The organism is Agrococcus sp. DT81.2 (assembly GCF_049844935.1).
Lineage (GTDB): Bacteria > Actinomycetota > Actinomycetes > Actinomycetales > Microbacteriaceae > Agrococcus.
The window spans coordinates 255,370-266,672 of record NZ_JBNCLZ010000006.1 but is presented as its reverse complement, the minus strand read 5'-3'; the positions used below and the strand labels follow the sequence as shown (position 1 = coordinate 266,672).

12 protein-coding genes are annotated in these 11,303 nt (G+C 74.0%); 1 reads left to right on the top strand and 11 read right to left on the bottom strand.

Annotation, left to right across the window (positions count from 1 at the left end):
• Nucleotides 1-178: 178 nt before the first annotated feature.
• Nucleotides 179-1,426: a glycosyltransferase gene (locus tag ACLQ21_RS13135; protein ID WP_425664350.1), complete on the bottom strand. Its 1,248-nt coding sequence runs from the start codon at nucleotides 1,424-1,426 to the stop codon at nucleotides 179-181.
• Between the two features lie 87 nt (nucleotides 1,427-1,513).
• Here ACLQ21_RS13135 and ACLQ21_RS13130 point away from each other — a divergent pair, with 87 nt between their 5' ends.
• Nucleotides 1,514-1,963: a hypothetical protein gene (locus ACLQ21_RS13130; protein WP_425664348.1), complete on the top strand. Its 450-nt coding sequence runs from the start codon at nucleotides 1,514-1,516 to the stop codon at nucleotides 1,961-1,963.
• Nucleotides 1,964-2,046: 83 nt separating this feature from the next.
• On the opposite strand, the gene ACLQ21_RS13125 is transcribed toward ACLQ21_RS13130, so the two are convergent.
• From ACLQ21_RS13125 to ACLQ21_RS13080, 10 genes are all read right to left on the bottom strand, one after another.
• Entirely contained in the window at nucleotides 2,047-3,516 is a 1,470-nt protein-coding gene (locus ACLQ21_RS13125; RefSeq protein WP_425664346.1) for an amidase, read from the bottom strand.
• On the bottom strand, nucleotides 3,513-3,908 hold the full coding sequence (locus ACLQ21_RS13120) for a hypothetical protein (RefSeq protein ID WP_425664345.1): 396 nt from the start codon (nucleotides 3,906-3,908) through the stop codon (nucleotides 3,513-3,515). The genes ACLQ21_RS13125 and ACLQ21_RS13120 overlap by 4 nt, the downstream gene beginning before the upstream one ends.
• 158 nt (nucleotides 3,909-4,066) lie before the next feature.
• Nucleotides 4,067-4,654, bottom strand: a complete 588-nt coding sequence (locus tag ACLQ21_RS13115) for a GNAT family N-acetyltransferase (RefSeq protein ID WP_425664343.1) — start codon at nucleotides 4,652-4,654, stop codon at nucleotides 4,067-4,069.
• Nucleotide 4,655: 1 nt separating this feature from the next.
• On the bottom strand, nucleotides 4,656-5,375 hold the full coding sequence (locus ACLQ21_RS13110; protein ID WP_425664341.1) for a uracil-DNA glycosylase: 720 nt from the start codon (nucleotides 5,373-5,375) through the stop codon (nucleotides 4,656-4,658).
• Nucleotides 5,372-6,097, bottom strand: coding sequence for a Type 1 glutamine amidotransferase-like domain-containing protein (locus tag ACLQ21_RS13105; protein ID WP_425664339.1), 726 nt, complete (start codon nucleotides 6,095-6,097; stop codon nucleotides 5,372-5,374). The genes ACLQ21_RS13110 and ACLQ21_RS13105 overlap by 4 nt, the downstream gene beginning before the upstream one ends.
• Nucleotides 6,098-6,182: 85 nt before the next feature.
• A complete protein-coding gene (locus ACLQ21_RS13100; protein ID WP_425664337.1) occupies nucleotides 6,183-7,493 on the bottom strand; it encodes an aspartate aminotransferase family protein in 1,311 nt (436 codons plus the stop codon).
• 83 nt (nucleotides 7,494-7,576) lie between these two features.
• The gene (locus ACLQ21_RS13095) at nucleotides 7,577-8,770 is read right to left on the bottom strand and encodes an ABC transporter substrate-binding protein (protein WP_425664335.1); all 1,194 of its coding nucleotides are present in this window, start codon (nucleotides 8,768-8,770) and stop codon (nucleotides 7,577-7,579) included.
• Nucleotides 8,771-8,804: 34 nt separating this feature from the next.
• Nucleotides 8,805-9,602 carry an ABC transporter permease gene (locus tag ACLQ21_RS13090; protein ID WP_425664333.1) on the bottom strand — a complete coding sequence of 266 codons (798 nt, stop codon included), beginning with the start codon at nucleotides 9,600-9,602 and terminating at the stop codon, nucleotides 8,805-8,807.
• Complete coding sequence (locus ACLQ21_RS13085; RefSeq protein ID WP_425664331.1) at nucleotides 9,599-10,435, bottom strand: ABC transporter ATP-binding protein; 837 nt, start codon at nucleotides 10,433-10,435, stop codon at nucleotides 9,599-9,601. The genes ACLQ21_RS13090 and ACLQ21_RS13085 overlap by 4 nt, the downstream gene beginning before the upstream one ends.
• A complete protein-coding gene (locus ACLQ21_RS13080) occupies nucleotides 10,432-11,301 on the bottom strand; it encodes an ABC transporter permease (protein ID WP_425664329.1) in 870 nt (289 codons plus the stop codon). The genes ACLQ21_RS13085 and ACLQ21_RS13080 overlap by 4 nt, the downstream gene beginning before the upstream one ends.
• Between the last annotated feature and the right edge of the window lie 2 nt (nucleotides 11,302-11,303).

Here is an 11,303-nt window from a genome sequence, read left to right as displayed (position 1 = left end):
CGCCCGGCTACTCTCAACCCCGACAGAAGACACCGCGTTGCACTAGACCCTGGAAACCGCCGCGCTGCGCGCGCGGACCGGCTCAACCAGCGGGTGTGGGGCGCCCCTTCCGCTGGTTGAGCCGCTCCGCGCCGAAGGCGCTGAGCGTGTCGAAACCGCTTCGGGTGGGCGGCCGCCGTCAGCGCAGCTGCGCCGGGATCGTCGAGCGGTAGACCGTCTCGAGCTCGTGCGCGACGTCCTGCCAGTCGCGGCGGGTGACGACACGGCGGCCAGCGAGCCCGAGCTCGACCTGCAGGTCGACGTCGCCGAGCACCGTGCCCACCGCCTCCGCCCACTCCTGCGGGTCGCGCCCGTCGACGAGCACGCCTGTCTCACCGTCGACGACCGACTCCACGAGCCCGCCGACGCGGGAGGCGACCACGGGCGTGCCGCTCGCGGCGGCCTCGAGCGGCACGAGCCCGAACGACTCCGAGCGGCTCGGCACGACCACCACGTCGGCGGCGTCGAGCAGCCGAGCGAGCTCGGGGCGCCCGAGGCTGCCGATGTGGCGAACCCGTCCCTCCACGCCGATCGAGCGCGCGATGTCGTGCAGTGACTCGAGGAAGCGCTCATCCCCCGGCGTCGACTCCCCGGCGATCACGAGCACCGCGCCCGGCAGGTGCTCGAGCATCCGCACGGCCAGGTCCTGCCCCTTGAGCGGCTGCACCCGGCCGACGCAGACGATGAGCCCCTCGTCGATGCGCACACCGAGTCGGGAGCGCACCTCCGCCCGCGCCCTGACGGGACCGGGCTGGAAGAGCACGGTGTCGACCGCGGGCGGCACGAGCCAGACGCGCTCGGCGGATGCGCCGACGCCGTCGCAGAGCACGTCGACCTCCGCGCGCGAGACCGCCGCGATCGCGTCGACCTCGCCCGCGAGGTACCGCTCGGTCAGCACGCGCCGCTCGGGCTCCGGCCGCTCGCCGTCGGCGAGCCGGCGGTTCTTCTCCTCGGCGAGCGTGTGGAACGTCTGCACGATGGGGATGCCGAGCGACAACGACACCGGCAGGGCCGCGAGCCCCGAGAGCCAGTAGTGAGCGTGGACGACGTCGTAGGAGTCGGAGGCCGCCAACGCGGCGCGCTCGAGCTCGGTGCCGAAGGCATCGGCGAGGTTGGGCAGCTCGTGCTTGCGCACGGCACCGCCGCCGGTCGCGAGCGCGAAGAGCGTGACCCCCGGGGCGAGCGCCTGCGTGTGCGCCGCGCCCGCGGAGCGCGTGAAGATGTCGACGTGGTTGCCGCGCCGCGCGAGCGCCCTCGCGCTCTCGAGCACCAGCACGTTGAGCCCGCCGGCGTCGCCCTTGCCCGGGCGGTCCGCGGGCGACGTGTGCATGGAGACGAGCGCGATCCGCAAGGGCTCGTCGGGGATGCCGTACGGCTCCGGGCGCATGGCCCCAGGCTATCCGCGCGCGGGGGTCCGTGTCAGTCGGGAGCGCGCGCATCATCGGACTGCGTACAGCCCGGTACCGTCGACGCCATGAGCAGATCGAGCGGAGTCGCGCGGGCCGGACGACGCGTCGGCACGGTGGCGCGCGCGGCATCCGGGCCGGCGTTCCGCGCCGTGACCGCACCGCCCGTCGCGCGCGCCGGGCACCGGTTCGCGACCGCGGCCGCGCGGCTCTGGGGACGGCTGCTGCGCGGCGAGGAGCGCGAGGTCGGCGAGCTCACGGTCGTGTCGGGGCTGCCGCGGTGGGCGTTCGGCCGCGGCGGCACGACGATCGGGGCGGTGTTCCTCACCGCCGACGCGGTCTCGCCAGAGGTGCTCGAGCACGAGGACGTGCACCGGCGGCAGTGGGAGCGCTACGGGCTGTGGTTCGTCCCCATGTACGTCGCGGCGGGCCGCGACGCGCTCTGCAACCGCTGGGAGATCGAGGCGGATCTCGTGAAGGGCGGCTACCTGCCGAAGCCGCCTCCGGTCGTCGAGTAGCTGCCGCAGGCCGCGTATCGAGACGGCGATCGCGGCGGCCCGGGTACTGATCTCGATACGCGCGCCTACGGCGTGCTACTCGATCAGCGGGAGGGGCGCATGCGCCGCACGACGCGCTCGGTCCAGGGGATGCGGCGCTCCAGCTGGCGGCCGATGGCGAGCAGCGTCGACTCCTCTCCCGGGCGGCCGATGAGCTGCACGCCCATCGGGAGGCCGTCCCCATCCGCGGTCGGGCCCGTGCGGTGCACGGGCAGCGCGATCGCGGGCAGCCCGACCATGTTGACGAACGAGGTGTGCGGGGTGTGGCGCACCTGCGCGTCGAAGTCCGCCTCGCCGTCGTCGACCGGGTACCAGTCGAGCGGCCGGGGCGTGAGCGCCGTCGCAGGGGTCAGCACGGCATCCCACGGCGCGAACGCCGCGAGCACGCGCCGCTCGAACTCCGTCGCCCACAGCTGCGCCGTCGCGAGCCCACCGGCGGTCAGCTCGTCGCTCGAGTCGATGATCCAGCGCGCGAGCGGCTCGAGCAGGTGCCGCTCGACGCGCGGGATCGGCACGGTCGCCGCTCCTCCGCGCCACAGCGACGTGAATGCCTCGGCGTAGCCCGAGACGCCCAGGTACCCGGACGCATCCGGCATCGTCACCTCGCCCACCTCGTGGCCGAACGCGGTGAGGGCAGCGATCGTCGCGTCGACGGCGGCCGTCGCCTCCGGCGCGATGCGGATGTCGTGGGTCGCGTCCCAGGGCGTGCCGCGCAGCACCGCGATGCGGAAGCGCCCCTCGCCACGCACCGCCGCCGCGAGCAGCGAGCCGTCGTCGCGCTCGGGCGAGCGCAGCGTCAGCTCGTGCGGGGTGACGCCGTTGACGCGGCCGATGAGGGCGTCAGTGAGCAGCGCGACGTCGATCACCGAGCGGCCGATCGCGCCGGCGGTCGTGAGGCCGCCCACCTGACCGACGCCGCCATGGGCGGGGATGCGCCCGCGCGTGGGCTTGAGCCCGACGAGCCCGCACGTGGCGGCGGGGATGCGGATCGAGCCGCCGCCGTCGGAGCCGGGCGCGAACGGCAGCAACCCCTGCGCCACGGCCGCCGCCGCGCCGCCCGACGACCCGCCGGCGTGCAGCCCCGGATGGCCGGGCAGCGTGGTCGCGCCGTGCAGCGCCGAGCGCGTGTAGCCGGCGAAGCCGAGCTCGGGCGAAGCGGTGCGGCCGAGCACGACGCCGCCCGCGCGGTCGAGCACCTGCGCGACCGGGTCGGTCGTGTCTGCCACCGCGTCCGCCTGCCACCGGCTGCCGAGGGTGGCCGGCTGCCCGGCGCGGCGGGTGAGGTCCTTGTCGGCGAACGGCAGGCCGTGGATGATCCCGGTGCGGTCGTCGGCGTCGTCCGCCGCTCGTGCGCGGGCGAGCGCGAGCTCGCGGCCGATGTGCACGATGGCGTTCGCGTCGTCGAGGCGCTCCATGCGGTCGAGGAAGTGCTCCGCCACCTCGACCGCGCTCAGCTCGCGCGCGTGCAGCAGCCGCCACAGGTCGAGGGCGCCGAGCTCGTGGATCGCGCTCAATCGAAGTACCGGCCGGCCCGGCGCTGCAGCCGCTTGCGCTCCGTGCGCTCCCGCATCTGGTCGCGGCTCGCGTAGTTCGTGAGCTCCCGGAACGGGTCGCGGCCGACGAAGCGGGGCGGCTCGGCGAGGATCGCGGCGATCGCCTTGTCGAGCTCCCAGTACTCGCCGATGCGCGTGCCCTGGCCCGGGTTGACGTGCCGCAGGCGCGCCTCGAACCGCACCTCGCCCTTCACCTCGATCTGCACGATGAAGCCGCGCGTGGCGCCGGCGACCGACACCATGAAGAAGCCGGGGCCCAGGTCGGTCACGGTCGCGCTCGTATTGCTCGCGGCCGCCGCGGCCTGTGCGTCGGTGCGCTCCCGCGACCGCCGCCACTCGTCGAACTCGGTCATGCGCCCATCGTGGCACTGCGGGGTGACATGCGGCGCCGCGACGTCCGCCTCGCCCGCCGCCCGTCGCTCACGGGACCCCTTCCACCGAACGGGACCTGGTGCACCGGGTCCCGATCGGTGGAAGGGGTCCCGGTGGCGCTGCGGATGCGGCCGAGCGCTCAGCGCTTCTTGCGCAGCGACTTCTGCAGCAGCACGATGCCGAGCTCGCGCCCGAACTTCTGGCCGACCCGACCCATCCGCCCGATCTCCTCGAAGCCCAGCCGCTCGTGCAGAGCGATCGACGCATCCGCCCCCTGGTCGGCGATGACGGCGATCATCTCGCGCACGCCGCGCGCTCGGGTCGCCTCGATGAGCGCCTCCATGAGCGCGCGACCGAGGCCGCGGCCGGCGGCGGCCGGCGAGAGGTACACCGACGACTCGACGGTGTAGCGGTAGGCGCTGCGCTGCTTCCACGGCTGCACGAGCGCGTAGCCGAGGATCGCGCCGGTCGCGCTCTCGGCGACGAGGAACGGCAGCTGCAGCTCGGCGGATTCGCGCAGGCTCCGCCGCCACTGCGCCAGGGTCTTGGGTCGCTCGTCGAACGTGACGGTCGAGTTCAGCACGTAGTGCCGGTAGATGTCGCGCACGACGGGAAGGTCGGATGCGGCGGCGGGCCGGATCGTGAACGCGAAGTCGGGCGCGCGGTGCTCGGGCGCCCGCAGGTGCGGCGGCAGCCGGCGTCGGCGCTCGTACTCCTCGGGCAGCACGTCAAGCCTCGGGCTGGTCGGCCCCGGCGGGGATGCGCCAGTCGATGGGGGCCGCGCCCTGCGCCTCGAGCGCCGCGTTCGCGCGCGAGAAGGGCTTCGAGCCGAAGAAGCCGCGCCGCGCCGACAGCGGCGAGGGGTGCGGGGATGCGATGACGGGTGTGTCGCCCAGCAGCGGGGCGAGCAGCTGCGCCTTCGCGCCCCACAGGATCGCGACGAGCGGCAGCGGCTCGCCGTCGGGCCCCCGCCGCGCGACGAGCGCGCGGATCGCCGCCTCCGTCACCTGCTCCCAGCCCCAGCCGCGGTGCGAGTCGCTCTCGCCCGCGCCGACGGTGAGCACCCGGTTGAGCAGCAGCACGCCCTGGTCGGCCCAGGCCGAGAGGTCGCCGTGCGCGGCCGGCGCGATGCCGAGGTCGTCGTGCAGCTCGCGGTAGATGTTCTGCAGCGATCTCGGCAGCGGCCGCACGTGCCGCTCGACCGCGAACGCCAGCCCGATCGAGTGCCCGGGAGTCGGGTAGGGGTCCTGCCCGAGCACGAGCACCCGCACGGCCTCAGGCGGGCGGCGGAACGCGCGGAGCACCGCCTCGCCCGGCGGCAGGTACGGGCGCCCCTCCGCAGCCTCCTGGCGCAGCCTCTCGCCGAGCTGCCGCAGCACCGGCTCGACGGGCGCGAGCGCCTCCGCCCACCCGGCGTCGACGAGCTCCGCGAGGGGCGCGACGGTCATGCGGCGGCTGCGGCCAGCACCGAGACGGTCACGCGATCGGTGTCGCCGGCTCGATCGGCGGTCCAGACGCTGCCGTCGCCGGCGACCTCGAGGCCCCCGGAGCCGACGATGAGCGAGGTGCACTCGTCGATCGCGACGACCCGGTCGGCGAGCCCCGCCGCGACGATCGCGATCGCGCGGGAGACGTTGCCGTACTGCGCGGCGTGCACGTCGACGACGAGGTCGATGAGGCCGAGGCCGGCGTCGAGCGTGACCTCGTCGAGGCCCTCCGAGCTCGCCTCGGACGCGACCGGCACGCCGCCGATGCGCCAGCCGCCGAGCAGGGCGACGTCGCCGGCGATCATCGCGCCCGCGGAGTAGCCCGCGTACGGCACGCCCGTCGAGACGAGCCCGCGGATCGTGTCGGCCGCCGGCATGATCGCCGCGTGGTAGCCGGGGGTGAGCCCGCCGCCGACGAAGATGCCGTCGGCGCTGCCGAGGTCGGTCGGCAGCAGCGTCCGCTCGGTGGTGAGCTGCACGATCCGCACCTCGCCGGCGCCGAGCTTCGTGAGGTCGTCGCGGTAGTCGTCGTGCCAGCGCTCGCCCTCCGACGCATCCGCCGCCCACAGGACGACGGCGATGACGGGGGGTCCCTCGGCGCGCTCGCGGGCCTCGGCGACGAAGCGGCCGGTCCAGCGCGACTCGTCGTCGGCGTCACCGCCGCCCAGCAGGTGGATGCTCATGCCTGAAGTCTGCCGCATCCTCAACGTCGCCCGTGGCCGCTCGCCCCCCCTATCGACGCTGAGCGACCACTGGCGACGTTGAGGATCAGGGGCGGAGGGCCGTGAAGGCCTCGTCGAGGATGGCGAGGCCCGTGCGGGCGTCGTCGTCGGAGATGACGAGCGGCGGCACGACGTGCAGGCGGTTGTCGGCCGCGAAGGGCACGTAGCCGCGATCCATCAGCAGCCCCTTCAGCTGCGCGATGACGGATGCGTCGACCGGCTGCCGCGTCCCCGGATCGGTCACGAGGTCGAGCGCCCAGAAGGCGCCGCGGCCGCGCACCTCGCCGATCACCGGGTGCCGCTCGGCGAGCTCCGCGAGCCCCGGGCCGAGGATGTCGGTGCCGAGGTGCGCGGCGTGCTCGACGATGCCCTCCTCGGTCATCGCGTCGATCGTCGCGACCACCGATGCGGCCGCGAGCGGGTGGCCCGCGTAGGTCAGCCCGCCGGGGATGGCCCGCTCCCGGAACGTGTCGAGGATGTGGTCGGCGATGATGACACCGCCGACCGGCACGTAGCCGGAGTTGACGCCCTTCGCGAAGGTCACGAGGTCGGGCCGGACACCGTCGTGCTGGTGCGCGAACCAGTGACCGGTGCGACCGAACCCCGCCATCACCTCGTCGAGGATCAGCACGATGCCGTGCTGGTCGGCGAGCTCCCGCAGCCCCTCCAGGTAGCCCGCCGGTGGCAGCAGGATGCCTGCGGTGCCCGGCACCGACTCCACGATGATCGCCGCGAACGTCGTCGGCCCCTCCGACTCGATCACGCGCCGCGCGTGCTGCAGCGCCCGCTCGCACTCCTGCTCCTCGGTCTCTGCCCAGAACTCCGAGCGGTACAGGAAGGGCCCGAAGCAGTGCACGTGCCCGGTGGCGAACTCGTTGCCGACGCGGCGGAGGTCGCCGGTCGCGTTCACCGCGGCGCCCGTGTTGCCGTGGTACGAGCGGTAGTGCGAGAGCACCTTCGCACGCCCCGTGTGGATGCGGGCCATCCGGATCGCGTTCTCGACCGCATCCGCCCCGCCGTTCGTGAAGAACACCGCCGCCATGTCATCGATCTTCGACAGGATGCGCTCGGCCGCCTCGCCTCGGACGAGGTTCGTCGTCGCCGGGGCGACGGTCGCGAGCTCGGCCGCCTGCCGCTGGATCGCCTCGACGACCCTCGGATGCGCGTGGCCGATGTTCGTGTTCACGAGCTGGCTCGAGAAGTCGAGGTACTCGCGACCGTCGTGGTCCCACAGCCGCACGCCCTCGCCGCGCGCGACCGTGAACGGGTTGGTGCTGCCGTGCTTCGACCAGGAGTGCAGGATGAGCCGGTCGAGCTCGCGGGCGCGATCGCCGTCGGCGGGGTCAAGGGTGCTCATGGATGCTCCTCGTCAGCGGTGGATGGGGTCCCTTCGGACTCTAGCCGGGCGGCCTCGGATCGGCGCCCGTCGGCTGCCCGCCGCTACTGGCCGCCCTCCTGCAGCTCGACCTCGATCGGCTCGAAGCCCTCGCCCTCGATGTCGGCGCCCTCCTCCTCGAGCTGCTCGAGCGCTGCCTCGACGTACTCGTTCGTCCAGGCGCCGTCGTCGGGCTCGGCAGTCAGCACGGTGGCGCCGTCCTGGTTGCGGGTGTTCATCGCGATCTCGACGGTCTGCTCCCAGGCGTCCTCGTCGATGATGCCGACGCCCTCGTCGGACGGCCAGATGAGCCTGTTGATCTCGTTCACCATCCACAGCTGGTGGGAGGCGCCGAGCTGGCTGCCGGAGTCGACGACGATCTGCGCCGCCTCCTCGGGGTTGTCGCGCGCGTAGATCCAGCCCTCGATCGACGCCTTGATGAACGCGATCGTGGTCTCCTCGAACGCCGGGTCCTCGAGCCGCTCGCTCGACGCCCAGATCGCGTCCTGCAGCATCGCGGTGCCGACCTCGTTCCAGTCGAGCACCGAGAAGTCGTCGGCGGTGTAGAGCTCGCCGGTCTCGGGGTCGACGGTCTCGAGCAGCTGCGCGTACTCGTTGTAGGTCATCGCCTGCGCCGCGTCGATGTCACCGGCGAGCAGGCCCGACATGTCGAACGCCTGCTGCACGAGCGTGACGTCGGCCATCGGGTCGAGGCCTGCCTCGGTGAGCGCCGCGAAGAGCTCGAACTCGTTGCCGAAGCCCCACGAGCCGACGTTCTTGCCCGCGAGGTCGTCGACCGAGTCGATGCCTGCGTCGGCGAACGAGACCTGCAGCGTGCCGGAGCGCTGGAAGATCTGCGCGACGTCGGTGATCATGGCGCCCTGCTCGCGGCTCGCGAGCGCCTTCGGCACCCACGCGATCGCGAAGTCGGCCGCGCCGTCGGCGAGCACGGTCTGCGGCACGATGTCGGCGCCGCCCTCGGTGATGGTGACGTCGAGCCCGGCTGCCTCGTAGAAGCCCTGGTCGACGGCGGCGTAGTAGCCGGCGAACTGGCCCTGCGCGAACCACTGCAGCTGCAGCGTGACGGGCGTGAGCTCGCCGTCTGCCGGGGCGGACTCCGACTCGGCCGGCGCCGTGCCTCCCGAGCAGGCGACGAGCACGGCGGATGCGAGGGCCGCGACGGCGGCGAGCGCGGCCCGGCGACGTGGCCGGGCCGGCCCGGTGGGGCGTTGCAGTGAAGGATGCGCGGAACGGTGCATGGTGAGCTCCTCGGATGGTGGTGGGATGGTGCGATCAGGTGACGGGGACGCGCGCCCAGCGGCTCGCGATGCGCTCGACGACGAGCGTGACGCCGTAGAAGACGAGGCCGAGCACGATGGCGGCGACGACGTAGGCCCAGGCGCGCGAGTAGCCGGACTGGGCCGCGGCGCTCGCGATGCGGCTGCCGAGGCCGTTCTGCAGGCCGCCGAAGTACTCGGCGACGACGGCGGAGATGACGGCGACCGACGACGCGATCGTGACGCCCGCGAACACGAACGGGACCGCGCCGGGCAGGGTGACGACCCGGGTCGCCTGCCAGCCGCTCGCGCCGTACGCGCGCATGAGGTCGCGGTGCACGGGACGCACCTGGCGCAGCCCGCGGAGCGTCGTGATGAAGACCGGCACGAACGAGGCGATCGCGACGACGACGATGCGCGGCATCTCGCTCGTGGCGCCGTACATCGTCTGCAGCACCGGCGCGAGCGCGACGATCGGCACGACCGCGATCGCGGCGACGAGCGGCGCGACCACCTGGTCGAGCCACCGCACCCGCGACGCGAGCGCGGCGACCACCACGGCCGCCACCGCGCCGAGCAGCAGCCCGATGAGCGCGTTCCTGCCGGTCGCGAGCGCAGCCTGCACGATGCCGCCGAGTGCCGCCTGCAGCTGCGCGAGGATCGCGGTCGGCGCCGGCAGCAGGTACGGCTGGATGTCGAGGGCCGCGACCGCGACCTCCCACGCCACGAGCGCGGCCGCGCCGAGCGCCGCCGGCGCGGCGATCCGCACCCAGCCCTGATCGATCCAGGGCTGCCGGATCCGGTGCTCGGTCATCGCGCCTCCGCGCCGCGCGGCGCGGCACCCTCCCGGCCGTGCAGCGCCTCGCGCACGGCCGTGACGGACCGGAAGAACGCATCCGTCTCGCGCACGGCGTCGGCACCGGGGCCCGCCGCGATCGGCGCTCGCTCGACGGCGACGATGTCGGTGATGCGGCCCGGCCGCGGGCTCATCACCACGACCCGGTCGGCGAGGAAGACGGCCTCGGGGATGGAGTGGGTCACGAACACGACGGCGGCGCCCGTCTCGGCGCGGATGCGCAGCAGCTCGCCCTGCAGCCGCTCACGCGTCATCTCGTCGAGCGCGCCGAACGGCTCGTCCATGAGCAGCAGCCGAGGATGCTCGGCCAGCGCACGCGCGATCGCGACGCGCTGCTGCATGCCGCCGGAGAGCTCGTCGGGGTGCCGATCGGCGAACTCGGTGAGCCCGACGAGCTCGATGAGCTCGTCGGCGCGAGCGCGCCGGTCGGCCGCGGGCGCGCCGTGCAGCTGCAGCGGCAGCTCGACGTTGGCGCGCACGGTGCGCCATGGCAGCAGCCCGGACTGCTGGAAGGCGATGCCGTAGGCGCGCTCGAGCCTCGCGCGCCGGGCAGGCATGCCGAAGACGCGCACGTCGCCGCTCGAGGGCTCGTCGAGGTCGGCGATGAGCCGCATGAGCGTCGACTTGCCGCAGCCGGAGGGGCCGATGAGGGCGACGAACTCGCCCTCGGCGACGGTGAGGCTCACGTCGTCGAGCGCGCGCACGGTGCTCGATGACCGCGGCCTCGGGGCGCCGCGGCCCGAGCGCACCTCGAACACCTTCGTGACGCCCGACACCTCGACAGCGCTCATCGCGCCTCCGCTCTCCGGTAGTCGCGGAGCGCGAGCCCCGCGAGCGCGACGACGCCCGCCGCGACGAGTCCCATGACGACCGCGCCGGCGATCGGCGCCCACGCCTTCGCGGGGTCGGACGACCCCGATTGCGCGTACTCGACGATGAGGCGGCCGATGCCGCCGCGAGCGCCCGTCGAGACCTCGGCGACGACCGTGCCGACGATCGCGGTCGCGGCGCCGAGCCGCAGCGACGAGAGCAGCTGCGGCACCGCAGCGGGCAGCCGCAGGTAGCGCAGCGTGCGCCACCAGCCGACGCCCTGCGCGCGGAAGAGGTCGAGATGCTCCTGATCGGGCGCTCGCAGCCCCCGAAGCGTGCCGATCGCGATCGGGAAGAACGCGAGGTACGAGGCGATGACGGCCACGCTCATCCACCGCTCCCATTGGAGCGCGCCGAGCTCGAGCCGTCCGCCCCACGCGACCACGAGCGGCGCGAGCGCGATGAGCGGCACGGTCTGGCTGAGGATGAGCCACGGCAGCATCGCCCGGTCGGCGAGCCGGAACCGCTGCATGACGAGCGCGAGCAGCACGCCGACGCCCGCGCCGAGCACGAGCCCCATCGCGGCGGTGCCGAGCGTCTGCATCGCAGCCCTCGCGACGGCGACGACCACGAGCTCGCCCGCCGAGCCGGTCGCGGGCTCGAAGGCGCGCGCGACGGAGTCCCACACATGCGGCATCGCGAGGTCGGTCGTGCGCGGCAGCAGCACGGTGCCGCCGACGACGACGCCCTCGGCGGGGCCGAGCGCCTTGTAGGCCTCCCACGCGACGGCGAGCAGCAGCACGCCGAGGGCGCCGAAGAGCAGCGGCTGCGCGCTCCGGGCCCTCATCG

Excerpts from the sequence above, each read along its gene's own strand:
- ACLQ21_RS13100 (WP_425664337.1), bottom strand. The coding sequence starts at position 7,493 with ATGAGCACCCTTGACCCCGCCGACGGCGATCGCGCCCGCGAGCTCGAC.
- ACLQ21_RS13110 (WP_425664341.1), bottom strand. The coding sequence starts at position 5,375 with ATGACCGTCGCGCCCCTCGCGGAGCTCGTCGACGCCGGGTGGGCGGAG.
- ACLQ21_RS13090 (WP_425664333.1), bottom strand. The coding sequence starts at position 9,602 with ATGACCGAGCACCGGATCCGGCAGCCCTGGATCGATCAGGGCTGGGTG.
- ACLQ21_RS13135 (WP_425664350.1), bottom strand. The coding sequence starts at position 1,426 with ATGCGCCCGGAGCCGTACGGCATCCCCGACGAGCCCTTGCGGATCGCG.
- ACLQ21_RS13105 (WP_425664339.1), bottom strand. The coding sequence starts at position 6,097 with ATGAGCATCCACCTGCTGGGCGGCGGTGACGCCGACGACGAGTCGCGC.
- ACLQ21_RS13095 (WP_425664335.1), bottom strand. The coding sequence starts at position 8,770 with ATGCACCGTTCCGCGCATCCTTCACTGCAACGCCCCACCGGGCCGGCC.
- ACLQ21_RS13130 (WP_425664348.1), top strand. The coding sequence starts at position 1,514 with ATGAGCAGATCGAGCGGAGTCGCGCGGGCCGGACGACGCGTCGGCACG.
- ACLQ21_RS13120 (WP_425664345.1), bottom strand. The coding sequence starts at position 3,908 with ATGACCGAGTTCGACGAGTGGCGGCGGTCGCGGGAGCGCACCGACGCA.
- ACLQ21_RS13085 (WP_425664331.1), bottom strand. The coding sequence starts at position 10,435 with ATGAGCGCTGTCGAGGTGTCGGGCGTCACGAAGGTGTTCGAGGTGCGC.
- ACLQ21_RS13080 (WP_425664329.1), bottom strand. The coding sequence starts at position 11,301 with ATGAGGGCCCGGAGCGCGCAGCCGCTGCTCTTCGGCGCCCTCGGCGTG.